Source organism: Bacillus sp. 522_BSPC, from assembly GCF_001076885.1.
GTDB lineage: Bacteria > Bacillota > Bacilli > Bacillales > Cytobacillaceae > Niallia > Niallia hominis.
In genome coordinates this window covers 12,020-36,310 of sequence record NZ_JVDT01000151.1, presented here as the reverse complement: position 1 = coordinate 36,310, position 24,291 = coordinate 12,020, and the positions used below count along the sequence as shown (strand labels likewise).

Sequence of the window (24,291 nt, the reverse complement as noted above, 5' to 3'; positions counted from 1 at the left end):
AACTTTCTCCATATATAGCTAATATTCAGAGTAAAATCCGCCTCTAGTCTTTTATTTAAATCCTCCCGCAACATACTGATAATTCAGATTTCTTTTAAACCCATCTTCCCTAATTTATTTAAAGTGGCAATCTTTGGCTTACTTTTAGCTATTACACTTAAATCTCCCTCATTAAATACGACAGCAACACCATCAGGAAGTAGTATATAAGTTTGTTGATTTTTCTTTAAACAAGCTTCTATTAATAGATCATCTTTAGTGGAGTAATGGCACCATATTGAATAATTTGCAACTAAATTTAATCCTGCATATACATAAAACGAGTAATTTTCACCACAAGTATGTAAAATATTATTTCCAAGCACTATTGCCCCTGCACTTTGACCATATATTGTACCGCCGTTGTGAAAATATAAGCTTAGTAATTGATCAAAACCAGATTCCTTAAGATCATTTAATAAAGAAAGAGTGTTTCCTCCACCGATATAAACTGCTGAAAACTCGTTTAATTCTTCTATTGTTTTCCCATTGATATCTGTCCACATTGTTATATTATGGATTCCCAAAGGACGAAACATTTTCTCTATATAGACTAAACTAGATTCATATGTTCTTACTTTCGAGTCTCCTGCTATAGGTAGATATAATAACGGTTTGTCCTTATTGATCAATTGCACAAAATACTGATTAATTTCAAAGGTCTGTTTTAAATCTCCACCACCGGACAATATTATAATCCCCATAAATTTTGCTTCTCCTTAAAATAAATATGTTCTATCTTACAATGATAGTAATTAATTGATATATCTAAAAAATCTTTTTTATCTGATTCAATGTTAATTTCTAGTAACGGGAGAACAAATGAGCAGAGAAATACTGATTAACTAATTAAAAAAGTCGAAATCCAAAGATTTGGCTACAATAATGGAAAAACCATCTTCATTTCTTTATAAAAGCTAAACTTCTCGGCTTTTTTAACGGCTTTACAGAGATAGGAAAAATGGCAATTGTGAATGGAAGAATACACAACAAATAATATAATACCTGGAATCAAGCTTACTGTTACAAATCCAATTCATAATATTTAAATGAAGCCACATACTAAAAACGGAGGTGAAAAATATGAAAACGAAGGATAATTTTTTAGAAGGCGCTAAAATCACGGACGATGCTCATACATATGGGCCGACTAATGGGGGGAGTGAAAAACACCATTCTCCTCAATCTGTTCCAAATAAGGAAGCAGCTAAATCAGGCAAACAACAGTAATAGAACACAATCATCTATGGAAAAAGAAAGCATGATCAAGAATGATTATGCTTTCTTTTTCCATTGTTATCGTAGGAATAATTCGATCTTCCATTACACATATCTCTTACTTTTCAATCATTGACAGCAATACTTTTTCCATTTCTTCTTTAGACATTGTATCTGCAGTTAAGATGATTTTATATCCTTTTTCAGGTACTATTACCCTCATCCCAACAAACGGCCATTCATCACTAGGGGAAACATAATCCACCTGAAATCCATTTATAAAATAAGAATCAGGCTGTTCAAAAAAACCGGACTCTTCCATTTCTAAATCAGCTTTTTGATTTACATTTAGCTGTTGGGTTGAAATTCTAGACGCGCCATCGCTATATTCTAATGAAACAATCGGTTCTTCCCCTTCCTTATATATAGCAAAGCTTTCATCTACTTGTTTATATCCTTCTGGTAGATAAGTAGGTTTTATAATAGGAAAACTTGCGAATACCTGTGCTTCCTTAAGAGCAAATTTCTGTTCATAAGTACTTTGTAATTCTTTAATTTCATGTAGTCTTTTAGCTTCTTTGCTATCTGGCTGTCGATTTTCTTTATTTTTCTTTTTCCATGTCTCAGCCTGTTCTGTATACAATTGACTATACTGTTTGAATTCTTCGTTGGTTAAATTCTCCTTCGCTATTTGCATGCTGCGCTCAAAGAAATCTAATTCTCCTTGAGTTTCTTCGGGATATGCTTTCATTAGATTCTCTTTCGACCCAAATAGCTGACTAATGAAAGATTGTGCAGCATCTGCCATGTGCGAACCACCAAAAGCTAGACTCGCTCCAATTATCATTAACGAAGCTACAGATGCAAGTACCCACTTAGGGTAGTTTTTCTTTCGCTTTTCTTCTCTATCTAATTCCTGATCTATTTTTTCGAATGTTTCTTTTTTAAACTTTTCCAGATTCACTTCATGCTTAAAGTACATCTTTGCTAATCTTAATTCTTTTTCTTCCATTTCCATCCTCCTTCATTCTATTACTTAATAATTGACGACCTCTAGCAAGTCTAGATTTTACTGTGCCAACTTTAAGATATAAAACGTCTGCTATTTGCTGAATCGATAGCTCTTCAAAATAGAAAAGTGTAATAGGCAAACTATAAGGTTTCGGTAAATCATAGACAGCATTATGTATTTCTTCTTCCTGTACACTTCGGAGATAGGAGTCTTCACTGCTTTCTTGATTCATTTCCGGTAAAAAATCAGATATAACTTCTCGCCAAGATTTTCGAAACGAACTATTGCATTCATTTATTACAATTCTCGCCAGCCAAGAGAATGGCTCTTACTTATTCTTTAATTGATCCATCGAATAAAATGCCTTAACAAATGCTTCTTGTACTTGATCTTCTGCTTTTAACCAATCTTTCGTGTATGTATATGCAAGCCTAACAAGACGTTGCGTATACTGGTCTATCCATAACTCTAGAACTTCTTTCTTATCCAAGAATTAACCTCCTTATTCAATATCTAGTTGACGTCTTTCATATGTAAGATGTCTTTTCTTTAGGAAAGGTTCCCATTTTTTAAAAATAAAATCTCGCATCTATCATAATACTAATTCCCTTTATCAATATTTTCCATTATAATTCAACTTACAAATATATACATAGGGAGAGTGTAGAAATGGAATCTTTTCAAAATGGAAAAGACAATTGGAATGCGGATTTATATGATGATAAGCATTCGTTTGTTTCAAAATTTGGAAATAATTTAGTAGAGTTGTTAGATCCAAAGCCTGGCGAAACGATCCTCGATCTTGGCTGTGGAACGGGTGATTTAACGAATACCATCCATAATTTTGGTGCTGAGACTTTAGGTATCGATAAATCGGAAAATATGGTGAAGCAAGCATTCAATAAATATCCTCATTTAAAATTCTTGGTTCAAGATGCAACAAGCTTACATTTTCCTAGCGAATTTGATACAGTATTTTCTAATGCGACTCTGCATTGGGTACACCCTCCTGTCAAAGCATTAGAAGGAATCTATCAAAGTTTAAAAAAAGAAGGAAGATTTGTTGCCGAATTTGGTGGCAAAGGGAATGTTCAAATAATAACAGATGAAATAATACGTCAAATAAAAGGAGCAGGATTTCCGTTTAGCGAAGAACAATTCCCCTGGTTTTATCCAAGTATTGGGGAGTATTCACATTTAATGGAAAAAGTCGGATTTAGGGTTACCTTTGCGCAACACTATGATCGACCGACTCCATTAGATGGAGACAATGGCTTGAGGAATTGGATTACTATGTTTGGAGATCTTCTGTTTCATGGTATTTCTATAGATGCTAAGACCGAAATCATTTCAAAGGTTGAAGAAAATGTAAAAGATAGATTATATATAAAAGGAAAATGGATGGCAGACTATAAAAGGCTCCGAGTGATTGGTGTGAAAGAATAATAGGGAATCAATTAAAAAACAGATTTCATTTAAAGATAGACTAAAATAAAACGAAAATGGAGATGTATTCATGGCAACAATTGAAGACTTTTTAAAATTGGATATCCGTGTTGGCACTATTATAAAAGCAGAACTTTTTCCAGAAGCACGTAAGCCTGCTATAAAATTAGAAATTGACTTTGGAGAAATTGGCATTAAACATTCTTCTGCACAAATTACACAACGATATACACCAGAAGCACTTATTGGTAGCCAAGTAGTTGCAGTAGTAAACTTCCCAGCACGACGTATAGCTGGTTTTAAATCTGAAGTATTGGTAATTGGAGGTGTCCCGGAAGAAGGTGATGTGGTACTTTTAAAACCAGACGTGCATGTAAAAAATGGAACACCGATAGAGTGAAGATTCAAATAAAAATGGTAAAGACCGCTTGAACAAGTCGGTCTTCTTTTTACTGAATATACTGTTATTTCAATATACTTAAGGTAGATATTTGAATAGTTATACTAAATTTGCCCTTTCATAGAACTCAATCGGACCTGCTTCGTCAATAATGATAGATTCATAGCCCATTTCCTTCATCTCATTTAAACATAAATGCAGCAAAGTATATCCAATACCTTGTGCTCAATTAGAAAGAGCGACTCCCATTTGTCCAAATAATCCCTTTTTTCTTCCTACTACATCAAAGCAAGCAAAACCAATTATGCTTGTATTATCAAATGCAATAAAAATAGGAATTTCGTTCATAAATAAACCATTTTCGATTGCTTCCATCCATCCATTTCCAAATTCCATATTCACAAAGCGTTTTAATAAAGCAACATCTTTTCTTGTTGCTTTTCTATACGTAATCTTGCTTGATGGTGGATGTGGAAAAGAATACTCTTTTAATGAAACAGTCAAATTCCTTGGATAAGCAACTATTTCTAGGATACTAGCTATATCAAATGCTTCAAATATTGCACTTGTTAATTGGTCATTACTTTCCAATATCCCCTCAAACAAATGTCCTTCATTTATATAAATCTGCTTAAATCTATTCATTCGATTACTTGCAAACTCAAAAATATTTTTCGTAGAATGAGAAATATTTACTTGAAAATGTTCAAACGGAATTCCTTGTTCGTTTTCCCTTACACTTGGATTCTTTAATTGTTCCCTTACTTTAACTATAAGATCGGGACATGTATTATGTAATTCAGCACACACTCCTGTTTTTTCATGCAAAATACCAAATAACAGATGAATGGGGTACATAATCGTATTTGTCCAACTAGCTTGCTTTTCTGCTTGATGTAGAATTCTTAAAGATCTTTCTGTGAATTTCAATACCCTCTTCCCTCTCTCAATCGTTTCTTTTTCTATTTTTAAGAAAGCTTCTTTGATAAATCCATCATATTATCAAAGCCCAGCTGTTCATAAACCGTTCGTCCAGTAGAACTGGACCATAATCTTGCTCGTTTTGCGCCTTTTTGTTTTAGCCATAAACAAACTTCATCTACTAACTGAGAAGCTAAACCATTTTTCCGATATTCTTTCATCGTATATACCGCTATCACCCAACCAAAGAGACTTTGTTCTTCTGCAAGTGGAAAGGCATACTCTGTTCTAATTAAACCGCCTGCACAAGCAACAATCTTTTCATCGTCGTTATCTAAAGCAACTCTAAACATTAAATTGCCTAATTCAAATTCCTTTAGAAATATGTTTTTCACTTCTTCAATCCGCCGAAGATTTGGCTTTGGTATTCCATCTATTTCTCCCATTTCACAAGCCATTTTATACCAGTAGTCTGTCATAATACTCAGCTCGTCATAAGTAGCCCATCTTGTTTCAAACATAGTTAACCTCCTAATTAATATTATTTATAAAAGGAATAGGAATAATCCAATAATGGCAATTACCAAATAACATATGGTTCCGATAGTTTTCACTTTACGATTCACATCTGTTTTTTTCTCTAAATTATGTGTATAGTCATACATAACCCATAAAGAAATTAACGGAATAATTCCTACCAAATAATTATCTATATGAATGATTATATACACTGCCACTATTGCAAATGCACTATTATATAATATCGTTCTCAATCTCTTCCCTCCTAAATTATCTACTGCTTCGTATTAAAGCATTTTTCACAAATTAATTTCCCTTCATAATGTATATAAGCTTTTATTTCCGTCATCCCTTTTCGCTTTGGATAGAGCATTTTCACAAAAACAACTTCATTCCCTTTAATATGTTTGCCACAATAGGAACATTGGGGTTTTAGTTTAAACATCGCTGTTCCTCCCTATATAATTTATCTACTATTTACTACGGACAATAGCTATTAAAAGTTCCGTTTATCCCCATTTAGACTAAGCTCAAATGAAAAATGCAGACACATATGTTACATTTAAGTTATTAGAATTCAAATTATTCAATCAATGAAAATTTCTGTAGGAGGTGATTATATATTGCTTTTACTAATAGCAATCGTATCGATCGTTATATGGAGTACGCTATCTCGAGAACTTGTAAAAACTTCAGAGGAGAAGAATAAATTAAAAAACAAGCGTAAAGTCATAACTTTAATGTCTGCAGGTACCTTATCAACCATTATTCTGACTATTTCCCTTTTTCAAAATTTCCAATCTTAAAATCCGATTTACATTTTTCACAGAACTTCCTTTGCATTGGTGGAGGTTCTTTTTGTGTCCAACTATAGAAAAAAGCATTACCACTTATTGCAGCAATGCTTTAATTAGCCATTTTATAAATTATTCTTTTACTACGTAATGAAGCTCTACAAACTGATTAAAGGTTCTTAATCTTTTCAAAGAAAGGTCTAATTGATAATTCCCCTCTTTAAATAACGGAAGGCCATTGCCTAGAATAGTTGGAGCTATTGTTACAATGATTTCATCAATCAATTTTTCTTTCATAAAAGAATATAATAGTTCTCCTCCACCAACAATCCAAATCGATTTTCCCTCTTCGCTTTTTAGCTTATCAGCAAATTTAGTGACATCTTCATTAACAAATTTCACATACTCTGTATCCTCAATAGAAGACTTTGTATATACATAACAGTTTTTGTTTTTATATGGAAATTCCCCTCCTTCTTGGTTCATAATCCAATCATAAGTCCTTTTACCAAGCAAAATGGTATCCACAGTTTCATAAAACTCGCTAATTCCGTTATCCCCTTCCCCTTCTACTTTGAATAGCCATTCAAGAGAGTCGTCTTTCGTCGCAATATATCCATCTAAGCTTGAGGCAATAAATAATACTAATTTTCTTTTTTCACTCATAAGTTCTCCTTTTTTAAATTATCAATTATTCAATAATAACGATTTTCATAAATAGTAGAATTAAATGTCTTTTTCCATCAAAACATTCGTAGTCTCATACCCTACTTTCTCATATAATCCTCGGGCTACTAGATTATGACCAAAAACATGGAGACCTATTTTTTTCAATCCGACCTCCTGCCCAACCATCTCTATTTGCTTTAGTGCTTCTTTGGCATAGCCATTCCCTTGGTATTTTTCTCTTATATGTATATCATAGATAAACCCTAGTTTTTCAGACTTTTGTGCGAGCCAAATAACGCCAACTGACTCGTCATCCTTTCGAATCGTGTATAAGAAATTCCGCTCCGTCTTTTCTCCTTGCGGCAAAAGTTTTGCATATTCCTCTTCCGCTTTTCTTATGGATTCTTCCTGCTTCCAATTTCCTGACAAAACTTTTTCTTGTGCATAGGTTTTAATTGCAGAAGATAGATATGTTTTATATTCATCAGAATTCATTAAATCTAATTTAATCATTGCTTATCACTCCCCCTTCACTTTTTATTCTAGTTTTTAACAATCGATTCCTGCTTTACCTAGCTTGGAAAAAATTTAAATAAGGAAAAAGCGATCCTTCCTCATGAAAGAATCGCTCCGTCTGTTATATAGCAACAGAAACTATTTTTCCGATGTCTCTGTATTTTTGCGATTTTTAACACCTTTACTCGTGTAAGGCTTGTTACTCTTTTTTTTGTTTGCACTAGGTTGCCAGCGATTCCAACCCTTCTTATCTGTTCCTCTGCCTGTTCCGCCCTTACCTTTTGCTTTACTCATAGAATCAACTCCGATTTTCTTGTCCATTTACGTATCTATCATTAGTTAGTCTTATCCTTTTATTATGGTAAAAAAACATACATAATGAACTATAAGTATATAACAAGGAGTTAATGTTTGAAACAATTAATAATTTTTGTATACGATAATAAACTATTTTTTCTTCCACCAACCATAACATATTACAAAAGAAGCACTATTCTTTCTTAGATTAAGCACTCGTTCCTTTATACTTCACTATTGTTTTTCTTTCCAGCAACTACAACCCTATATACATCATAAGCAGTAAACACAACCACTATTCCCCAAAAATAGATACTGCTACCAATCGAATTATCACTAAATAAGACAATAAGGACGACAATCCAAAAACCGACCAATGAAACTATTCTGTTAACCATTTCAGATTTAAACATTTTTTTCACACCTTTTTGATCATTATGAATGCTTATATTAGCTGCTATTCGCCTTATATTTTATAAGTTTGTTGAACAAATAGGTTTCAAAATGTTTGTTCAAATTTTCATTATCCACTTTTAATTAAATTTGCCAATTGTAAAATCATGAATAATCTCGACCACTTCAATTTTTCCATTGATCAAAAGCTCAGGTAGCTCATTTTTCTCGTTTCCTTTCCAATATTGCCGAGCCTGTTCTATTTTTTTGTGGAAAGGTGCAGCCTCTATAGTTGGCAATAGTTCTCCATCTCCTTCAAAATAATTCCCCATCACAAGAAGCTTAACAATCTGTAATACATTGCGGTTATAGGAATCAAATAATGCTTTCCATTTTAGAACCTCATCATAACTTTTCGCAGCATATAAACAAGCCAGCCTGGAAGGATAATCTGGATATTCCTGTGTTTTACTTCTATTTATAGACAAGTAATAACTACTATAACTATTCCAATCGATATGATAAATACCATATATACACTGCTTTTTTCTTTATATTATTTTACTCATCTACTATATGCTAAAAAGAAATGTATATCCCCTCAAAGGACAACCTTTGTAAAATGTTCAACTATTGGAAAGGGATCATAAAAATGATGTAGCTGCTTTTTCCAATCCTGATATTCATTCGATTGTCTAAAGCCAACAGTATGGTCTTCTAATGTTTCCCATTGAACAAGCAGCAAATATTTCCCCTTTGCTTCCATACATTTCTGTAATTCATGGGAGATATATCCATTCATCGAAGAAATAATTTTTGATGCCTCGAGAAATGCTTCTTCATATTTTGACTCCATGCCTTCCTTAACTTGTAACATCACAGCTTCTAGTATCATATATTTCTCCCTATTTTCTTTATTTAAATTATTGGATAAAACACTTATTTTTTTCGAATCACTTGCTGATTAAATTCCGTATTCCTACACTTCTTTTTCGTGTTTTTCTGTTCATTAGAGATAATTGATAAATAAACAATTCAACATTTATTGCCAATTTCCTTTTTCTTCCTTGCCTCTTACATCACCTTTCAAAAAAAACGCATAAAAAAACTACCAAACTGGTAGTTATAATCTTGTAACAATCAAATTCTATTTTTTAAAACATCTAAATGAAGAGGATAGGTGCTATATGCGACTATTTTATTTTTGTATTTTTTCACAATATCTACATGATCGTGATAACTATTTAAGAATAATTTTATATTCTTATTTCCTTTTTTCGTATGAATAATGAGGGAATACTCAGCATTATTTGGTTTGAGGTATGTTTCTTCACTTCCTGGATAGAGACTATATTTTTCCCTGACAATCGCTTCATTAAATAGTTTTATTATCGTCTCTTTATTCTCCCCATCTACCTTCCTCTCGTTGTAGATAATTTCCGTCTCCAAATCATTAAGTTTTAAATGCATCTTATATTTATCCAAAAGCCAATCTACCACTCCAGTTGGTAAGCACGTCATTAAAACTTTTATCATACAAAATAGGGCTAATGCTATGATAGAAATCCAGGTCATTCTCATTCACTCCATACTTATTCAATTAACATTTCTACGATATTAATAGTACTAAATTTCTCATTCACATTGACCATCCAATTATTATATAAATTGACCATCCACTTTCAATTTATGCTGACTTCTCTATAAAAAAAGATGCAAAGTTGTTTTGCATCTCATCTGTATTATTCTCTACTGGACTTTATTGCTTCTGCAAATCTTCTTATCCCCTCTTCAATATTGGTTTCTTTTTCTTTCGCATAAGTAAATCGAACATAATGAGAGTTGGAACCCATAGTGGAGCCAGGTGCATAAATAACCCCATTTTTTAAAGACTCCTCCAATAAACGGTTTTCGTTGACTTCATTTTTTATTTTACACCACAAATGAATCCCGCCATTTGGAATGATGAATTCTACTTCTCCTTTTAAATAGGTATCTAAGCTTTCGATGATTTGATTTCTTCTACTTTCAAGTTGTTTAATTAAATGATTTAAATGGGATGCAAACGAAGGCGATTCTAGAAAATCGTTTGCTATCCATTGGGAATAACTCGAATGTCCAAAATCAACCTGTTGCTTAGCATCGGATAATCTTTCAATCACTGGCTTTGGACCAATAATCCAGCCAATTCGAAGTCCAGAAGCAACAATTTTAGAGAGCGAGCTAATATATAACACATTTCCATTTTCATCCATCGATTTCAGCGGAAAGACCGGTTTTCCAGAAAAAGAGGTTAAACTATATGGATCATCCTCTACTACTGGTATGCCATATAGGGAAGAAATTTCTAAAATCTCCTTCCTCCTTTTTTGACTGAGGGAAATGCCAGTTGGGTTTTGGAAAGCTGGGTTTAGAAATATCATTCTAATCCTGTGCTTTCTATGTAACGAGATTAAATCATCAGGTTTTATGCCATTTTCATCTGCTGTCAAAAAATAGCTTTTAACTCCTGCTGATTCAAATAATGGCAGACTATAATGATAAGAGGGATCCTCAATCGCTACCGCATCCCCGGGTTTAAGCAAACATTGAATGATTAAATGCAATGCTTGTTGGGCTCCCGACGTTATCAAGATAGAAGACGGATTCGTATGCAAACCTCGAAATTCCTCCATATGATGGGCAATGGTCTTTCTTAGCACCTCGCTACCTTGTGGATGATCATAGCCTAATGACCCAATATAGGAGCGATCAGAAGTAATTTCCCGTAGCGATTTTAAAGGAAAAAGATCCTCTGAAAGCTCCCCACTAGCTAAATTGATCAAATGATGATCCACCATCTCTTTTCGTATCCGTTGCATGACAGGTACATTAGGCAGAAAAGATCCAGCTTCAATATAGCGATTCCAGCTAGGCACACGCTTTTTGGTTATTCCCCATATATCCTTACTGATTGTTGTTCCACTGCCGCGTTTTCTTTCAATTAATCCATTTGACTCTAACTCATCATAGGCTGCAACTACTGTACTTCTATTCAATTCTAGCAATTTTGCTAAAGTTCTTTCAGATGGCAACGGCTTGTCTAAAAGAAAAGATCCATCTGCGATACCATTTTCAATAAACTCAGCTAGTTGCTTATAAATTGCTTTTTTTATTTGTCGATCAGGTTTCCACTCCATTGTCTCCACACTTCTTTACCACAAATTGCATCCATATAGGACTGCTATCTAAATTATATTGTTTTCCATTATAACTTAATATTCTCCCTTTAAACAGCTATAGTGCTTTCCTTTTTTCCTATAGAATATTTCACTACTTTTTACTAATATAGCTCAATATATTTTCCATCCTCATAAATCTCTTCTCCAGATACCTCTGTCCATTCTTCGGGGGTAAGACTTGTATGCGAGTCTAAATAAGCTTTTACTAAATGATATCCCGCGTTATACCCATAATTCTCAGGAAGTTCGTCCCCTCCATAGATTATTTCATAGGCACGGTATCCATCATAAAAATTCAATTCAGGCTCTACTAGTTCCCAATATTCTGTTAAGAAAGGATAGCTTGGATCTTCATACGAATTACCAGGATAAACAATGTTTTCAAACATCACTGCTTTTCCTTCTAAAACTAAAATATCCAATACTGTATCAGAGCTTTCTCTATTAAAATACTTTTCCGTCCAAACACTATGATGGTATTCATGTGCTATTCCAACCTTCAAAAATTCTTCATCAAAAAATAACGTGTAAAGAACACTGATTTTCCCTGTTCCTTCGGTTACCATTTGTGGCAAATCAGGATCGTATGGAGTTGGATAAATGCATACATCTGTAGCTTTGTTTGATGGAATATAATTAGCGGATTCTATTAATGCTTCTTTAATTGCATTATTTATTTTTTCCTCATCCATTGTATTTATAATCGCGTTAACAAGTTCCATGTCTTCTGGAGGCTCGACTGAATATGTTTTCCCACTTCTTTCAAAGTATTCCCCATCCTGGTAGCATGCTTCAAAAACCGGTTCAATTACTTCTTCTTCAAATATTTGCTCTTTTGGAATAGTAGAATCCTTTTCTATCCTCTTTTCATAGTTGTCATATAGCTTATAAACATGAATAATATTAAATTCTTGATTTGTTTCAGGATGATTGTACGAATAAATCAACGTTTCATCTAAAGTTTTTTGATCAAATGATATCAGCACTGTACAAAAAAGTAAAACGATAAAAACACCAAATAAACGCATAAAATATCTCCTCAATAATTACAAAGTCCAACAGATAGTAAATAGGTTTTTTAGGTAAAAATATGGGGAATTATTTTAATCTTACCAGTGTACTTGGAGCTTATTTCCATTTGGGTCATAAAAGTGGAAAAAGGTGTGACCATTATCTTCTTTTATATCCTCCACCTTAACTTGATTATTAATTAAGTGTTGATGAAATTTAGATAATTCTGGACTTGTAAAACCAATGCTAAATTCTTGTTTATTATCAATTGTAAAATGTGCAAATGTTTCATCCTCAGTAGGAACTAAGATAAGTAAAAAAGGTCCTTCATTCACTTTTATAATGGCAAGTTCCTCTGTATTGTTTAGCAACTGCAGCCCTAGTACATCTCTATACCATTTTGCAGACAGTTCTAAATCTTTTACAGGAATTCGAATATAATGGACTTGTTCAATAAATGATTTACTCATAGCCTTCTCCCCTTTATTTAATCCGGTATATCTATATTCCCTTTCTATATCCCTATTTCCTTCCGATAATTGAATTAAATTAACCCTATCTTTATCGGAATGTTACCGGTGAAAGAACAACCGTTTGAAAAATTCAATAAACATTATTCATTTACAAACAAAAAAGTCCATTCCTTAGAAGCTAATCTATTCCTTAGGAAATGAACTTTTTTATCTTATTATTTTTTTCTAATAAAAGTCAATCCAATCGCTACAACTGATAAAACAATCGCGATAATGGAAAGAATCATATTTACATTCGTACCTTCATGTGCATGCTCGGTATCCTCGTCTGAAGCATGATGATCATCTGCTGTGTCATCTGTTGCTTCATCCGTTCCATGGCTATGTCCATGACTATCAACCGTTTCATTGGATTGAGCAATACTTGTAATAGAATGAGGTAATTCAGAATCACTGTCTCCTGTCCACTCGACAATGCTGCCATCTGCATAGTATTGGAATGCATCCCAGGCAATATCGCCAGGCTCTTTAGGATTTTGTGCTCTAAAGGTGAAGTCGCGGTATTGACCAGCTTTAATTGCCGTATCTTCTGATTCCGCTTCCCAAGTAACTGTAGCAACTTTCCCATTATCATCTGTTGTTGTAGTCGTCTTCCAGCCATCCACTGGTGCATACATTTTGAATTCCACATTTTCCGGAATCTTGATTGTAACTTTGGTTGTATCCACATTTTTTTCAACCGGTATTCTTACTTGATATGTTTCCCAAGCCTCTGTAGTTGATTGAGAAGGATTTACTGTCACATGAGCATTCACTGGTAATGCAATGAAAAAGACAGCTGCAAAAGCAACTAGTACCGATAATAATTTCTTGTTATGTATCATTTTTAAATCTCCTTTACTTTTTTACTGATTCCATAAAGAGAGGTTAACACTATCTCTCACGTGTTAACCTCCTTCATCATAACAAATCAAGTAACTTCATTCAAAGATAAAATAGCTGTTTTTGTGTCTATTCTGTGAACGTTTTATATCAAATGTATTTTTAACGAGCTATATCCTATTTTCGCCAAAATAAATCCTTTTTAATCTTCTACATCGCTTCAGGAGCGGATATACCTAGCAATCTTAATCCTTCTTTTAAAACAAGTGTTACTGCGTATACCAATGATAGTCTCGCTTGTTTCTCATCGTTTTCTTCCAAGATTTGAACATGTGCGTAGTATTTATTAAATGCTTTCGCTAAGTCGATAACATACTTGGCGATTTCAGAAGGATCATAATGCTCCATTGCTCTTTCCACACTTGTTGGAAAGTACATTAAACTCTTCACAATTGGAAAACTTCCATGATCCCACTGTAAGGCAGTAATGTTAGCTGGTTGGAAAAATTGTCCTTTCCGTAATAAGGAACACGCTCTTGCATGTGTATATTGGATATATGGTCCTGTTTCTCCTTCAAATTTAAGCATATCCTCTAAGGAAAATTCTATATCTGTTAACCGATAGTGCTTTAAATCATGAAAAATGATTGCCCCAGTTCCAACTTGCTTTGCTACTTCTTCTTTCTTTTTTAGAGAGGGGTTTTTTTCTTCGATATTTTTCTCTGCCAACTCGATTGCTGCTTGAAGTACCTCCTCTAATAGCACCACTTTCCCTTTTCTTGTAGACATTTTCTTGCCTTCTTTCAGCATCATACCAAATGGAATATGAGCCATTCCTTTTGCCCAATCATAACCCATTTTTTCTAATACTTGAAATAACTGCTTAAAATGGAGAGTTTGTTCATTGCCTACCACATATAAGCTTTTCTTAAAATGGTAACTTTCCTGGCGATAGATCGCTACCGCTAGATCCCGTGTTGCATAAAGAGTTGCTCCGTCGCTCTTTTTGATTAAGCATGGCGGGAAGTCTTCAAGCTCTACCACCTGTGCCCCTTTTGATTCGACTAAAAGCTGCTTCTCCTTTAATAACTTGACAACAGCTTCCATCTTGTCGTTAAAAAAAGCTTCTCCATCGTTTGAATCGAATGTTATTCCTAATAGTTGATAGATTTTATTAAACTCTTTTAACGATTCCTTTCGAAACCATTTCCAAAGTATTGTCGCTTCTTCATTTCCCTGCTCCAAATAGTTAAACCATTTTCTCCCTTCCTCATTTAAGGCAGGATCTTCCTCGGCTTTCTCATGGAACAGAACATATAGCTTTAATAATTCTTTAATGGGATTTTTCCTTACTTCCCCTTCTATTCCCCATTTTTTATAGGCAACAATTAATTTCCCAAACTGTGTCCCCCAATCACCAAGATGATTAATGCGAATGGGGGTATAGCCATTTTTCTCTGCAATAAGTCCAATGGCATTCCCGATAACCGTTGAACGCAAATGCCCCATTGAAAATGGTTTGGCAATATTAGGAGAAGACAAATCAATTGTCATTACTCCTTTATCTTGCTGGATATCGCCATAATGCTCCTTTTGTTCAAGTATTTCCCCAATTACTTTAGAGGAAAGCAATTGCTGATTTAAATAAATATTAACATAGCCGCCAACAACTTCAACATGAGCAATTAGTGGAGACTCGATTTTTCCGGCAATCTCTGCAGCAATGAGCTGCGGTGCTTTCCGCATTGATTTCGAAAGGGTAAAGCATGGAAAAGCCAAATCTCCTAAATGAGCAAATTTCGGTTTTTCCAATAGTTGTTCAATCATTTCCTTTGTTAAATCTAAATATGGTTCTAATACGTTTGCTATTTCTGATTTGATGTCCATCTATTCTTCTCCTTTTTAAAGATAAAATAAAAAAGCCCCCACCTCTTCCAAACGAAGAGGCGAGAGCTTAAATTCCCGCGGTACCACTCTAATTGCTATTTCCATAACCACTTAAATCAGTTAACGGCCTGTCACCGATCATTCCTACTTCCATTTTCAGAATGATATCTCCAAAGTGCGTTTCACTAATTGTTCTACATTAGGCTTCCACCATCCCTAATTCGCTATCGCTTTCCAATTAGCTAGTCTCTTTTTCAACGACTTTCCATATTTTTTCTTATTATACACACACTCTCCGGAAGAATCCAACACTTTTTTGCTTTTTAAAAAAATCTGGCAAGCGCCAATCATTTCCATTTACATATAGTATGGAGGGAGGTGAAACGATAATGAATTTTCAAAATAGAGCTTTTGGTGGACATATAGGTGCAGTTGGTCCAGTTGGAGCTGGTGGATTTGCAGGTGTTGGCCATGGTGCTGTAGGAGTTGGAGCTATTCCTCTTGGTGCAGTTACGCCAGCAGCTGGCTTTACTGCAGGGAACCCACTAATTATTACTCCTTTCCATCATGTTCCTACTACTCATCAACAGCATTGGAATTATGGTCAAACTTTTCCCTCTTACTCTCAACCATATGGCTATAATCCAGCTTATTCTACTTACGGAAATTACCCATTTTATTAACTTAATGAAAAAGGCAACAACTAGACTCCCTTTAAAATCATAGGAATCTGGTTGCTGCTTATTTCAACTTTGAGCTATTATTCTGCAATAGTAACTTTTTTGTTTTTTCGCCAGCCGAGGAAGGTTACTACTAATCCCCCAAGTGAAAGGATTATACCAATAATGTATCCTACTAAACTTGCAGTACTTACATTATCCCCGTTTGGTGCACCGCCTCTTTCTTCCATCCCATTAAACGGCGTCATACCATTTTGATTATCCATTGAGAATCCATTGTCCTCTGTCGTATTGCTATTAGTATCTGAATCTGCATTTGTGTCTGTATTTGTGTCTGTATTTGTATTTGCAGATGCAGTTGCATTAGTCGGCGCTTGACCTTGGCCCATCATGCCTATTCTCTCAGAAGGTTCTTCTCTATTTACATATGATACAACTCCAATTGTTGATTGAACCAATAAGAATACCATCGCAAGGATCGCGATCCAATTTTGTATTTTCTTCACTTTCATCTCTCCTATCTGTAATGTATTTTTATTATGCTAGAGTTGGCTTAATTTTTTCTTAAATTTTTTTAATAGATGGAAAGATAAGAAGTATTTTTCTATCATTCTCTGAAGAATCGCGTTTGTTGTAATTATGAACGCTATTATTTCATAGCATTCTTTGAGAAATGGTTTTCATTTTGAATATGAACGCTACTTTTTCTCTCTTTCTTTTGAAAAATGGTTCTCATCTTGTTTACGAACACACTTTTCTCTTCCTCTTTCTGAAAAATGGTTCTCATCTCGTTTATGAACACCACTTTTCTCTTCTTTCTTTTGAAAAACGGTTTTCATCTCGTTTATGAACACCACTTTTCTCTACTTCCCTTTGAAAAATGGTTCTCATCTCGTTTATGAACGCCACTTTTCTCTTCCTCTCTCCAAAAATGGTTTTCATTCCATTTATGAACACTGCTTTTCCCCAATAAAAAAACCGATGGAAGCTGACTTTATGCTTACCTACTAGCATTGTCATTCCATCGGTTTTTTTTATTTAACTGGAATCCATATTTCCGAATAGCAATCTTCGCTGGACGGATCATCTTCTGTGTAGCGTTCAAAAGAGATGAATCCTCCCTGTTTATAGCTGGTAGTTGGCATCCATTCCGAATAAATCTGTTTCCACACTTTCTGTATACTATGGGGCATTGGTCCATGTACTTCAAAAACTGCCCACTTAGATGCTGGAATGATAAGCTGGTCATATTTTGCTGATTTTTCTTCTGTAGCAACCGCTATCCAGTAATCCATGTCTTTCCCTGCAACTTCTGTTTGGTCTACACAAACACCAAGAACACCTGGTACTTCACCTACTGATAACATTAATAGTTCGTTTACTGTTCCCTCATTATTTACCTCTTCCCAAAGCTTAGGGATTTCACGAAGATTTTCATCTTCTTTAATTGAATAAGACTTTTTCAAACCTACAATAGTAAATGCTTCTTTCTCTACAATTTTTACCTTCATTGGTTCTGCCCCTTTCAGCTGTACTTGAATGACGAGTGGGTTATATATTTTCAGGCTGCCAACTCCTCTTCTCGTTTCACTCGGCGTAACACCATGCTGCCTGCGATATGCTTTTGTAAAAGCTTCAGGTGTTTCATATCCATATTTAAAAGCGATATCAATAATCTTTTCCCTTGAGTGAAGCAAGCTTTGCCCAGCTATTGTCAGCCGCCTTCTTCTTATATACTCCCCTACTGGTATTTCAGTAAGGATGGCGAATGTGCGTTGAAAGTGAAAAGCAGAAACATTCGCAACACGCGCAATTTCTTCTATCTCAAGCTTTTCTTCTAAATTTTTTTCGATATAGTTCAATGCTTTTTGTAATCCTTCCAACCATGACACCTTTCTCACATCCTTGGTACTATCATATAGTTATTATTAATCGTTTTCCGGTTCATTTCTGCTTTCTTTTGACAGATATACGATTTGTTTTCTGATTGTCAAAATGACGGATTAAATAGAGAATCGACCGCCCTAAATAAATACAAAATAAAGTACCAAATATAATGAGAGCAGCTAAATAGTTGTCAAATATCTTCTTACTAGCAAAGAATAATAATAAAAAAATTAGTGCCACCAATAAATTTAAAATTGGATAATTTTTCATTTCTTTCCCATCCCTGCTTTATAATTTATGTATGTATTTCTCACGGTAAAATAGGCTGTCTATCCCGCTAACTGCTCGGTTTAGACAACCTATTCTACTTTAACAGAGAACGTATAATTAGGATTTCCTTGATCCCATTGGGCATAGATCATATATACATATATTCCTTTTTTGGCTGGAACAGTCATTTTGTTTCTGTCTACCTCTATAAATTCCTCTTCACCATCTTTAAATACTTTTGCAACCTGTAATGATCCATCTAAAGGTTTTTTATTAAAATCAATCGTGATGGTTGCATTCGGTTCCACTCGAACAGAACCATTTTTCAATCCCATATCCCAAGCTGATGCATAAACATAATCGACACAGGAGCCTTTCAAAGAACCTTGCCAGCAATTGGAGCCAATTGTTGTCGGTATTCTATTATTCTCCCATAGCACCTCAGGTTTTGGTGGCTTGGAAAAGTAAAATGTATCCATGAATACCCAAATACAAACAAAAATAAATGCTATTATTGTTACCACCATTAACATGCGAACCTTATTATCCCCTTTCATCCCTCTTTCATTATTGGACGATTGATATTGCAGAAAAGTTTCGATTTTTCATTATAAATAGAAAATTCAAGAGGAATTTTTACTCTCCACCGCCACCACAATCTCCCCCACTATCAGAGGAACCTCCACAGTCATTCCCTCCATCAAAGAATGATGTATTAGAGCTATCTGTTGGTCTTCCTGAATATGGTGGGAAATAATAGCTATTATCATGTTGACTTATATTATTTGTCTTTCCTTTTGATGAAGCATTAAAAATATTTACTATTAAGATCACAGCAAATACAATCATTATGAATCCTAACATAGCAAACTCCTCCCTTCTTATACTTATAGTTTGTATACGAACCTTACGCTGAAATAGTTTCATAATTTTTACAAATAAAAAACCCGAAAAGTAGCTATCCTACCTATCGGGAAAATTGACTATGCTCTTTTCTTTATTTCCTTTACTTTTTCCTTAACGGATGGCTTTCTTCTGTTAAAATAATAAAAAATTCCAGTTATCAGCAAAATAATAACAATTAATGCGAGTGGATTAATATTTGTGGAAAATACACCGTAGGGAATTAATGCAAGAATAAAGAAGTAAAAGAAATTTCCTATCGCTGTGCCAATAGTAAAAGGACGCAAGGAAATAGTACTTACACCTGCAATGATGTTTAAAATACTTGTCGGGAAGAAAGGAAAAACCCTACCATATATTACATATTTCATTCCTTTATGTTCGATTTTATCAAGCATATCTTGGTGATTTTTGACTTTTCTATGAACAAAATCTTGAAACCAAAAACGAGTAGCAAGAAAGATAAGCACCGCGGCTACGACACTAGAAAGCCAGCTCCACAAAAAACCATAAAAGAAGCCAAACGAGTAAAAATTAAGGGTAATAACCAATATTAACGGGATAACGGTAAAGCTATTTTGAATGATCATAATAAATAAACTTACTATAAGTGCATATGAAATATTATCATTAAATACAGATGTGACAGAATCAATCTCCCCTTGACGAATCGCCTGTAAGATATCTGTATAACGGATAAATAGAATAAAGAGGCTGATCGTCACAAAAAACGTGAATGGCTTCAAAAAATGTTTTATAATAAATCACCTTTTTCATAAATTATATGTCACATGCTAAAGAGTGGTACACTTTAGATGATTCATTTTACTACAAATTTATTCTTTTTCTTTTTTTTATAATTATCAGTTTTCTACCCTTTTTTATTTTCTATAAATCTGTGTTATCTAATAAATGTTCATGAATGGCATCAAACAATATATGATTGCACAAAAAAACACTATTCATTAGCATAAACCTTTAAAAATGAATAATGTCTTTTACCCAGTATATTTGTCTACTTTTCTTGAGCAAGGCTAATATCTTCTTCTACCCTATTTAACCACTCAATGATAATAGAAGTAAATAACTTTGTTTGTTCAATCTGCAAATTATGCCCTGCTCTATCTAAAACAGCAAATGTTGCTCTAGAATAATTTTCAAGAATTGCAAATGCATCTTTATATCCAACCACAGAATCTTGTTTGCCAAGTAAAAAGACACTTGGTTTCTGAAATAGGACATCATCGATTGAAAAAGAAAATCCATAGCTCTCTTGAATTTTATCTAAGAATACAGAATCCGCTATTTTGCATCCTGACAGTATTTCTTCCTTATATCGCTTCCAATTGTAATCATCCAAAACTACTTGATTTGATTGGAAATCGCTAAGCTCATCTTCTGCTAAGCTTGCTAAAAATCCATGATCCGCATAAACAATTGTGTGGTCTGGAAGTAATCTCTTTTCTTTATCTGGTATAATCATAGGACAAATGAATGCAGCTCCTAATATTTGCTCTTTATGTTCCTTAATGATTCCTCTAGTTAAATAGCCACCATAGGATTCTCCTACGATTAAAAATGGTTGATTAGGTATCACCGTATGAATAAAGCTTACTACTGCTTCTAACATTCCATCCGAGTTATGTATTTTTTCGTAATCCCTAGTTTTTCCCATTCCAGGTAGATCAATATAGATTCGTCTCCATCCTTCCTTCTCTTTAAAGATAGGTTCCATACAACCGCTCAAAAGTCGATGATCTGGAGTAAATCCATGTACCATAATTATCGGAATTCCTGAACCTATATCTTCATAGTATATATTTGCGTTTTTCACTTTGCAGTATGGCATCTTTCAGTCTCCCTCTTAATTTACTCTAAAATATATATGTATCTATTGATGTAGCTTATTCAAATAATGAAATATTCAAGTCTTTTCCATAACAGAAAACAAGCAAGGTGTGTAATTGAGCTCTATGATGATAGATATGTGCGACTATTTCTAATAGCCATTCATACCTTGTATAGGTTACTCCCCAATAGGATGTCGTTCTTTCTTGTAATTCCGTTTCTGTGAGATTGCTATAGCTTTCTTTTAATGTTTCATAATTATAAGCGATAGCATCTTTTATAGCGTTCACACTTTTTAATGAAACACTAGAATAATATTCACTCATCTCTTTTTGTGTTGCACTGTTCGCTATCAATAAATCAGCCTTACAAATTACAGCAATATGTTCTAATAGCTCACCTATCGAACGCTTATTACTTGCAGGCATTTTCTGTAAGTCAGCCTCTTCTAATGTCTCTATTATTTCAATTATTGTTTTTAAAGCTATTTCCATTTGATTTAGTGCGCTAGTAATATATGTATTCTCCAATAACGCTCCTCCTAAAAAGAATATATGTTCGCATTTTGATTATAGACTATTCTATCATAAATTCAACACTAAAATTCGTTTATTCTGACTTTTAAACGAATCGACCTTTAGCTTATAATTTATTAGCCATGATTTGTCCTTGTTTAGCTCCTTTTCCATCTGCTATACTTTAAAAGAAACAAACAGGAAGTGTTATTTTATGAGACAAGCACTTATTATCATCGATATGCAAGAAATTTTCTTTAACCATCCCCAATACTATTTATTCAATAAGGATCAAATTTTACAAAACATCAATATACTAATCAATCAAGCTCACGAAAAAAATATTCAGGTTATTTTTATTCAACATACAGATTTAAATGATCAGGATGAGCTTTTTGAGGGAAAAGATGATTGGAAACTTCACCAAAATTTAATAGTTTCCTCTGAGGATAAGATAATCAAAAAAACAAAATGGGACGCTTTCTATCAAACAGAACTTTTGGATTATTTAAAAAGCATGAAAATAGAACAGCTTATATTTGCTGGTGCACAAACTGAATTTTGTCTTGATACTACTATTCGAGCAGCTTATAGCTTGGGATATCAAAATAATCTACTTTTCCAAAACACCCAAAGTACGATTAATGGCTCCGTTTTACATGCAGATGATATTATTAATCATCATGAAGCAATTTGGAATAATCGATTTCTGACAGTGATAAAAGGGGTATTAAAACTATAAAGGTTACAAATAAATTCATTGGCACTTTTATATTTCAAACATATCATTCCTTTAACATTTTATTTAAATCTTCTACTTTTGGAAAATAAAGTCGAAAAAAAGGAGTATAATGGAAATAAAAAAAGACGGAGGTTGTTGTTATGATTACCTTGCTAGAGGATATTGCTCCCTTCGGACTAAAAGACACGAAATTATATATCATGAAAACAACTGATTCTTTTGTTATTTCTATCCCTAAAATTAATTGGTCTACAGAACTCCGTAAATCAGAATCAGCCCATGATCAATTTAATCATTTACTTCATTCTTTAACATTTCACATGTTTGAAGGAAATTGCTCTGAACTAGCAGAATGTATCACGGCATCTCTTGGAAAGTATGAAAATTCATTGTAAGAAAGTCTCTATCCTTTCATTCATATAAAGTCATGCTTGAAGGCACAAAAGATCATCATCAGTGTTCTTTTGTGCCTTTTCCATCCATTAATTTTCTCCCTGCCTATTCTCTACTCTACAATTCATTGCATAAACCGATTCTCCTAAGCTAAAATGGGGAAATAAAGAACAGAATGTAAAGGAGTTTTTTTCTTGGAGTTTCTTTTTACAAGTAAACGATTAGGTTTTCGATTATTAACAATAGAAGATGTAGAAGCATGTGAACAGTTTTGGGGAAACGAAGAAGTCATGAAGTATTGTGGCGGAAGTACAGACTCTTCCTTACTTCCACAAGTTATTGACTTTTACGAGCAAAGTCAAGCTGACTTCGGTCTTTCTGTTTATGGAGTAGTTGATTTGGCTAGCAATCAGGTGATTGGGGCAGCTGGCTTTAATATAGAGGATTCCATAGACGAAGTAGAGCTAATTTTCCATTTTACAAAAGAAAATTGGAACAAAGGGTATGCGACAGAAGCGGCGATTGCATGTATGAAGTTTGCTGAAAAGCAAGGAAGTGTTCAAAAAGTAATTGCCTCTGCTAGTATTGAAAACAAGGCTTCTTTAGAAGTACTTGGCAAAATTGGCTTTCAGTATATGGGAATAAAATATTTCGAGGATACAGAACAGGAAGAAGCTTATTTTGGGTTTGTTTTTAAGTGAATGGATAATAGTTTTCTCAAGGGGAACAAGAATATTAACTTGACCCCTTGCCTACCGTACATTTAAAAAGGAAGTGGGAAATTTTGAATAATGAAAATAAAATTATTATAACTCCATTAAACATTGATTTAATAGAGGATATCAATAAGACAAATGATTGTTTTAAGTTGTATGGCAGAGTTGTCCCTAGTTTACAATCAGGCAAATGGTCTTATAAAGAGATTCTTTTTGAAGAAATTAGAGAAACACGGTTTCCAGATGATAAACTTGATTGGAGCCAATATATAAATCGAGAGGATAAAGCTTTGTTTTTAGCTTATATGAATAATACTTGCATAGGACAAATTAGAATAATGAAGGATTGGAATCGCTTCTGTTATATTGAAAACATTGCTACAAAAAAAGATTATAGAGGAAATGGAATCGGAAAGTTGCTCTTAAATAAAGCGGAAGAGTGGGCAAAACAAAGAAATCTTATCGGGATGTCCTTGGAAGCACAAGATGATAATCTTGGTGCATGCAGATTTTATGTGAAACAAGGATTCATACTAGGTGGGGCTGATACACTAAAGCAGTCATATAATCCAATTATTGAGACCACTTTGTACTGGTATAAGTTATTCAAGTAATGGTGTTAGTTAATAAACACACATA

The 24,291-nt window shown here is 33.8% G+C and carries 36 protein-coding genes, 1 pseudogene and 1 other annotated feature; of the genes and pseudogenes, 9 read left to right on the top strand and 28 right to left on the bottom strand.

The features are described 5' to 3' along the window. Positions 1-83: 83 nt before the first annotated feature. The gene (locus tag ADJ83_RS12345; RefSeq protein WP_048717832.1) at positions 84-743 is read right to left on the bottom strand and encodes a Type 1 glutamine amidotransferase-like domain-containing protein; all 660 of its coding nucleotides are present in this window, start codon (positions 741-743) and stop codon (positions 84-86) included. Between the two features lie 379 nt (positions 744-1,122). Between ADJ83_RS12345 and ADJ83_RS25615 the strand changes: the two genes are divergently transcribed. Beyond that, the gene (locus ADJ83_RS25615) at positions 1,123-1,269 is read left to right on the top strand and encodes a hypothetical protein (RefSeq protein ID WP_155986752.1); all 147 of its coding nucleotides are present in this window, start codon (positions 1,123-1,125) and stop codon (positions 1,267-1,269) included. 106 nt (positions 1,270-1,375) lie between these two features. Here ADJ83_RS25615 and ADJ83_RS12340 read toward each other — a convergent pair whose 3' ends face one another. The 3 genes from ADJ83_RS12340 to ADJ83_RS24920 are packed head-to-tail and all read right to left on the bottom strand — an operon-like array spanning position 1,376 to position 2,759. Then, entirely contained in the window at positions 1,376-2,269 is an 894-nt protein-coding gene (locus ADJ83_RS12340; RefSeq protein ID WP_031537850.1) for a DUF4367 domain-containing protein, read from the bottom strand. After that, positions 2,229-2,582, bottom strand: coding sequence for a sigma factor-like helix-turn-helix DNA-binding protein (locus ADJ83_RS12335; protein WP_109769017.1), 354 nt, complete (start codon positions 2,580-2,582; stop codon positions 2,229-2,231). The genes ADJ83_RS12340 and ADJ83_RS12335 overlap by 41 nt, the downstream gene beginning before the upstream one ends. 15 nt (positions 2,583-2,597) lie before the next feature. Beyond that, positions 2,598-2,759, bottom strand: coding sequence for a sigma factor (locus tag ADJ83_RS24920; RefSeq protein ID WP_081836644.1), 162 nt, complete (start codon positions 2,757-2,759; stop codon positions 2,598-2,600). Between the two features lie 179 nt (positions 2,760-2,938). On the opposite strand from ADJ83_RS24920, the gene ADJ83_RS12330 reads away from it, so the two are divergent. Beyond that, positions 2,939-3,715: a class I SAM-dependent methyltransferase gene (locus tag ADJ83_RS12330; protein ID WP_031537847.1), complete on the top strand. Its 777-nt coding sequence runs from the start codon at positions 2,939-2,941 to the stop codon at positions 3,713-3,715. A gap of 70 nt (positions 3,716-3,785) precedes the next feature. Beyond that, positions 3,786-4,115 carry a chaperone CsaA gene (gene csaA, locus ADJ83_RS12325; protein WP_031537846.1) on the top strand — a complete coding sequence of 110 codons (330 nt, stop codon included), beginning with the start codon at positions 3,786-3,788 and terminating at the stop codon, positions 4,113-4,115. Positions 4,116-4,340: 225 nt separating this feature from the next. Here the strand turns inward: csaA and ADJ83_RS12320 are convergent, their stop codons facing one another. Genes ADJ83_RS12320 through ADJ83_RS12305 form a run of 4 tightly spaced genes read right to left on the bottom strand, consistent with a single transcriptional unit; the run spans position 4,341 to position 6,000 of the window. Next, positions 4,341-5,045, bottom strand: coding sequence for a hypothetical protein (locus ADJ83_RS12320; RefSeq protein WP_081836643.1), 705 nt, complete (start codon positions 5,043-5,045; stop codon positions 4,341-4,343). A 38-nt stretch (positions 5,046-5,083) separates the two neighbouring features. Next, positions 5,084-5,557, bottom strand: a complete 474-nt coding sequence (locus ADJ83_RS12315) for a GNAT family N-acetyltransferase (RefSeq protein ID WP_031537844.1) — start codon at positions 5,555-5,557, stop codon at positions 5,084-5,086. 24 nt (positions 5,558-5,581) lie between these two features. Then, positions 5,582-5,809, bottom strand: a complete 228-nt coding sequence (locus ADJ83_RS12310; RefSeq protein ID WP_031537843.1) for a hypothetical protein — start codon at positions 5,807-5,809, stop codon at positions 5,582-5,584. Between the two features lie 20 nt (positions 5,810-5,829). Then, positions 5,830-6,000 carry a hypothetical protein gene (locus tag ADJ83_RS12305; protein WP_031537842.1) on the bottom strand — a complete coding sequence of 57 codons (171 nt, stop codon included), beginning with the start codon at positions 5,998-6,000 and terminating at the stop codon, positions 5,830-5,832. A gap of 178 nt (positions 6,001-6,178) precedes the next feature. On the opposite strand from ADJ83_RS12305, the gene ADJ83_RS12300 reads away from it, so the two are divergent. After that, a complete protein-coding gene (locus ADJ83_RS12300) occupies positions 6,179-6,361 on the top strand; it encodes a hypothetical protein (protein WP_414630339.1) in 183 nt (60 codons plus the stop codon). A 120-nt stretch (positions 6,362-6,481) separates the two neighbouring features. Here the strand turns inward: ADJ83_RS12300 and ADJ83_RS12295 are convergent, their stop codons facing one another. From ADJ83_RS12295 to argS, 12 genes and pseudogenes are all read right to left on the bottom strand, one after another. Then, a complete protein-coding gene (locus ADJ83_RS12295) occupies positions 6,482-7,015 on the bottom strand; it encodes a dihydrofolate reductase family protein (RefSeq protein ID WP_031537839.1) in 534 nt (177 codons plus the stop codon). A gap of 60 nt (positions 7,016-7,075) precedes the next feature. Then, positions 7,076-7,531: a GNAT family N-acetyltransferase gene (locus ADJ83_RS12290; RefSeq protein WP_031537838.1), complete on the bottom strand. Its 456-nt coding sequence runs from the start codon at positions 7,529-7,531 to the stop codon at positions 7,076-7,078. 141 nt (positions 7,532-7,672) lie between these two features. Continuing rightward, a complete protein-coding gene (locus ADJ83_RS24915) occupies positions 7,673-7,828 on the bottom strand; it encodes a DUF3934 domain-containing protein (protein WP_081836642.1) in 156 nt (51 codons plus the stop codon). Between the two features lie 227 nt (positions 7,829-8,055). Further along, positions 8,056-8,244 carry a hypothetical protein gene (locus ADJ83_RS12285; RefSeq protein WP_031537835.1) on the bottom strand — a complete coding sequence of 63 codons (189 nt, stop codon included), beginning with the start codon at positions 8,242-8,244 and terminating at the stop codon, positions 8,056-8,058. A gap of 120 nt (positions 8,245-8,364) precedes the next feature. Further along, positions 8,365-8,694 (bottom strand): annotated as a pseudogene (locus tag ADJ83_RS12280) (DUF2441 domain-containing protein); the annotation flags it as partial. A 131-nt stretch (positions 8,695-8,825) separates the two neighbouring features. Beyond that, the gene (locus tag ADJ83_RS12275) at positions 8,826-9,119 is read right to left on the bottom strand and encodes an antibiotic biosynthesis monooxygenase family protein (RefSeq protein WP_031537831.1); all 294 of its coding nucleotides are present in this window, start codon (positions 9,117-9,119) and stop codon (positions 8,826-8,828) included. Between the two features lie 245 nt (positions 9,120-9,364). Beyond that, a complete protein-coding gene (locus ADJ83_RS12270) occupies positions 9,365-9,799 on the bottom strand; it encodes a YfmQ family protein (protein WP_031537830.1) in 435 nt (144 codons plus the stop codon). 167 nt (positions 9,800-9,966) lie between these two features. Beyond that, positions 9,967-11,403 (bottom strand): PLP-dependent aminotransferase family protein, encoded by a 1,437-nt coding sequence (locus ADJ83_RS12265; RefSeq protein ID WP_031537829.1) that lies wholly within the window; start codon positions 11,401-11,403, stop codon positions 9,967-9,969. Positions 11,404-11,546: 143 nt separating this feature from the next. Next, positions 11,547-12,473, bottom strand: a complete 927-nt coding sequence (locus ADJ83_RS12260) for a DUF2268 domain-containing putative Zn-dependent protease (protein ID WP_048717827.1) — start codon at positions 12,471-12,473, stop codon at positions 11,547-11,549. Positions 12,474-12,554: 81 nt separating this feature from the next. After that, the gene (locus ADJ83_RS12255; protein WP_031537825.1) at positions 12,555-12,926 is read right to left on the bottom strand and encodes a VOC family protein; all 372 of its coding nucleotides are present in this window, start codon (positions 12,924-12,926) and stop codon (positions 12,555-12,557) included. Between the two features lie 218 nt (positions 12,927-13,144). After that, positions 13,145-13,813: a YcnI family protein gene (locus ADJ83_RS12250; RefSeq protein ID WP_031537824.1), complete on the bottom strand. Its 669-nt coding sequence runs from the start codon at positions 13,811-13,813 to the stop codon at positions 13,145-13,147. Positions 13,814-14,021: 208 nt separating this feature from the next. After that, positions 14,022-15,698 carry an arginine--tRNA ligase gene (gene argS / locus ADJ83_RS12245; protein WP_031537823.1) on the bottom strand — a complete coding sequence of 559 codons (1,677 nt, stop codon included), beginning with the start codon at positions 15,696-15,698 and terminating at the stop codon, positions 14,022-14,024. A gap of 52 nt (positions 15,699-15,750) precedes the next feature. After that, positions 15,751-15,965, bottom strand: a binding site (T-box leader). A 122-nt stretch (positions 15,966-16,087) separates the two neighbouring features. Here argS and ADJ83_RS12240 point away from each other — a divergent pair. Beyond that, positions 16,088-16,381 carry a hypothetical protein gene (locus ADJ83_RS12240; protein WP_031537821.1) on the top strand — a complete coding sequence of 98 codons (294 nt, stop codon included), beginning with the start codon at positions 16,088-16,090 and terminating at the stop codon, positions 16,379-16,381. 77 nt (positions 16,382-16,458) lie between these two features. On the opposite strand, the gene ADJ83_RS12235 is transcribed toward ADJ83_RS12240, so the two are convergent. The 8 genes from ADJ83_RS12235 to ADJ83_RS12200 form a co-directional block, all read right to left on the bottom strand. Further along, positions 16,459-16,884, bottom strand: coding sequence for a hypothetical protein (locus ADJ83_RS12235; RefSeq protein ID WP_031537820.1), 426 nt, complete (start codon positions 16,882-16,884; stop codon positions 16,459-16,461). Positions 16,885-17,076: 192 nt separating this feature from the next. Beyond that, entirely contained in the window at positions 17,077-17,235 is a 159-nt protein-coding gene (locus tag ADJ83_RS25610) for a hypothetical protein (protein ID WP_204375766.1), read from the bottom strand. 177 nt (positions 17,236-17,412) lie between these two features. After that, entirely contained in the window at positions 17,413-18,270 is an 858-nt protein-coding gene (locus ADJ83_RS12225) for an AraC family transcriptional regulator (protein WP_031537817.1), read from the bottom strand. 354 nt (positions 18,271-18,624) lie between these two features. Beyond that, a complete protein-coding gene (locus tag ADJ83_RS12220; RefSeq protein ID WP_031537815.1) occupies positions 18,625-19,092 on the bottom strand; it encodes a hypothetical protein in 468 nt (155 codons plus the stop codon). Between the two features lie 79 nt (positions 19,093-19,171). Beyond that, positions 19,172-19,399 (bottom strand): hypothetical protein, encoded by a 228-nt coding sequence (locus tag ADJ83_RS12215; RefSeq protein WP_031537814.1) that lies wholly within the window; start codon positions 19,397-19,399, stop codon positions 19,172-19,174. 119 nt (positions 19,400-19,518) lie between these two features. Continuing rightward, positions 19,519-20,163: a TVP38/TMEM64 family protein gene (locus ADJ83_RS12210; RefSeq protein ID WP_109769020.1), complete on the bottom strand. Its 645-nt coding sequence runs from the start codon at positions 20,161-20,163 to the stop codon at positions 19,519-19,521. 290 nt (positions 20,164-20,453) lie between these two features. Then, a complete protein-coding gene (locus ADJ83_RS12205) occupies positions 20,454-21,287 on the bottom strand; it encodes an alpha/beta fold hydrolase (protein ID WP_031537810.1) in 834 nt (277 codons plus the stop codon). Positions 21,288-21,342: 55 nt separating this feature from the next. Continuing rightward, positions 21,343-21,780 carry a DinB family protein gene (locus ADJ83_RS12200; protein ID WP_031537809.1) on the bottom strand — a complete coding sequence of 146 codons (438 nt, stop codon included), beginning with the start codon at positions 21,778-21,780 and terminating at the stop codon, positions 21,343-21,345. Between the two features lie 235 nt (positions 21,781-22,015). Here ADJ83_RS12200 and ADJ83_RS12195 point away from each other — a divergent pair, with 235 nt between their 5' ends. The 4 genes from ADJ83_RS12195 (at position 22,016) to ADJ83_RS12180 (ending at position 24,266) form a co-directional block, all read left to right on the top strand. Then, a complete protein-coding gene (locus ADJ83_RS12195; RefSeq protein ID WP_031537807.1) occupies positions 22,016-22,543 on the top strand; it encodes an isochorismatase family protein in 528 nt (175 codons plus the stop codon). A gap of 140 nt (positions 22,544-22,683) precedes the next feature. Beyond that, positions 22,684-22,938, top strand: a complete 255-nt coding sequence (locus ADJ83_RS12190) for a YueH family protein (RefSeq protein WP_048717823.1) — start codon at positions 22,684-22,686, stop codon at positions 22,936-22,938. Positions 22,939-23,130: 192 nt separating this feature from the next. Further along, positions 23,131-23,637 carry a GNAT family N-acetyltransferase gene (locus tag ADJ83_RS12185; RefSeq protein WP_031537805.1) on the top strand — a complete coding sequence of 169 codons (507 nt, stop codon included), beginning with the start codon at positions 23,131-23,133 and terminating at the stop codon, positions 23,635-23,637. 83 nt (positions 23,638-23,720) lie between these two features. After that, positions 23,721-24,266, top strand: a complete 546-nt coding sequence (locus tag ADJ83_RS12180; RefSeq protein WP_031537802.1) for a GNAT family N-acetyltransferase — start codon at positions 23,721-23,723, stop codon at positions 24,264-24,266. The last annotated feature ends 25 nt before the right edge of the window (positions 24,267-24,291 follow it).

Bases quoted from the DNA above. Each gene is read 5' to 3' on its own strand.
- ADJ83_RS12240 (WP_031537821.1), top strand. From the start codon at position 16,088: ATGAATTTTCAAAATAGAGCTTTTGGTGGACATATAGGTGCAGTTGGT.
- ADJ83_RS12315 (WP_031537844.1), bottom strand. From the start codon at position 5,557: ATGTTTGAAACAAGATGGGCTACTTATGACGAGCTGAGTATTATGACA.
- argS (WP_031537823.1), bottom strand. From the start codon at position 15,698: ATGGACATCAAATCAGAAATAGCAAACGTATTAGAACCATATTTAGAT.
- ADJ83_RS12295 (WP_031537839.1), bottom strand. From the start codon at position 7,015: ATGAGTGAAAAAAGAAAATTAGTATTATTTATTGCCTCAAGCTTAGAT.
- ADJ83_RS12200 (WP_031537809.1), bottom strand. From the start codon at position 21,780: ATGGAAATAGCTTTAAAAACAATAATTGAAATAATAGAGACATTAGAA.
- ADJ83_RS12270 (WP_031537830.1), bottom strand. From the start codon at position 9,799: ATGACCTGGATTTCTATCATAGCATTAGCCCTATTTTGTATGATAAAA.
- ADJ83_RS12345 (WP_048717832.1), bottom strand. From the start codon at position 743: ATGGGGATTATAATATTGTCCGGTGGTGGAGATTTAAAACAGACCTTT.
- ADJ83_RS12340 (WP_031537850.1), bottom strand. From the start codon at position 2,269: ATGGAAGAAAAAGAATTAAGATTAGCAAAGATGTACTTTAAGCATGAA.
- ADJ83_RS12260 (WP_048717827.1), bottom strand. From the start codon at position 12,473: ATGCGTTTATTTGGTGTTTTTATCGTTTTACTTTTTTGTACAGTGCTG.
- ADJ83_RS12190 (WP_048717823.1), top strand. From the start codon at position 22,684: ATGATTACCTTGCTAGAGGATATTGCTCCCTTCGGACTAAAAGACACG.
- ADJ83_RS12220 (WP_031537815.1), bottom strand. From the start codon at position 19,092: ATGAAAGGGGATAATAAGGTTCGCATGTTAATGGTGGTAACAATAATA.
- ADJ83_RS12215 (WP_031537814.1), bottom strand. From the start codon at position 19,399: ATGTTAGGATTCATAATGATTGTATTTGCTGTGATCTTAATAGTAAAT.
- ADJ83_RS12290 (WP_031537838.1), bottom strand. From the start codon at position 7,531: ATGATTAAATTAGATTTAATGAATTCTGATGAATATAAAACATATCTA.
- ADJ83_RS12250 (WP_031537824.1), bottom strand. From the start codon at position 13,813: ATGATACATAACAAGAAATTATTATCGGTACTAGTTGCTTTTGCAGCT.
- csaA (WP_031537846.1), top strand. From the start codon at position 3,786: ATGGCAACAATTGAAGACTTTTTAAAATTGGATATCCGTGTTGGCACT.
- ADJ83_RS24915 (WP_081836642.1), bottom strand. From the start codon at position 7,828: ATGAGTAAAGCAAAAGGTAAGGGCGGAACAGGCAGAGGAACAGATAAG.
- ADJ83_RS12275 (WP_031537831.1), bottom strand. From the start codon at position 9,119: ATGATACTAGAAGCTGTGATGTTACAAGTTAAGGAAGGCATGGAGTCA.
- ADJ83_RS12330 (WP_031537847.1), top strand. From the start codon at position 2,939: ATGGAATCTTTTCAAAATGGAAAAGACAATTGGAATGCGGATTTATAT.
- ADJ83_RS12195 (WP_031537807.1), top strand. From the start codon at position 22,016: ATGAGACAAGCACTTATTATCATCGATATGCAAGAAATTTTCTTTAAC.
- ADJ83_RS12255 (WP_031537825.1), bottom strand. From the start codon at position 12,926: ATGAGTAAATCATTTATTGAACAAGTCCATTATATTCGAATTCCTGTA.
- ADJ83_RS12265 (WP_031537829.1), bottom strand. From the start codon at position 11,403: ATGGAGTGGAAACCTGATCGACAAATAAAAAAAGCAATTTATAAGCAA.
- ADJ83_RS12205 (WP_031537810.1), bottom strand. From the start codon at position 21,287: ATGCCATACTGCAAAGTGAAAAACGCAAATATATACTATGAAGATATA.
- ADJ83_RS25615 (WP_155986752.1), top strand. From the start codon at position 1,123: ATGAAAACGAAGGATAATTTTTTAGAAGGCGCTAAAATCACGGACGAT.
- ADJ83_RS12285 (WP_031537835.1), bottom strand. From the start codon at position 8,244: ATGTTTAAATCTGAAATGGTTAACAGAATAGTTTCATTGGTCGGTTTT.
- ADJ83_RS12305 (WP_031537842.1), bottom strand. From the start codon at position 6,000: ATGTTTAAACTAAAACCCCAATGTTCCTATTGTGGCAAACATATTAAA.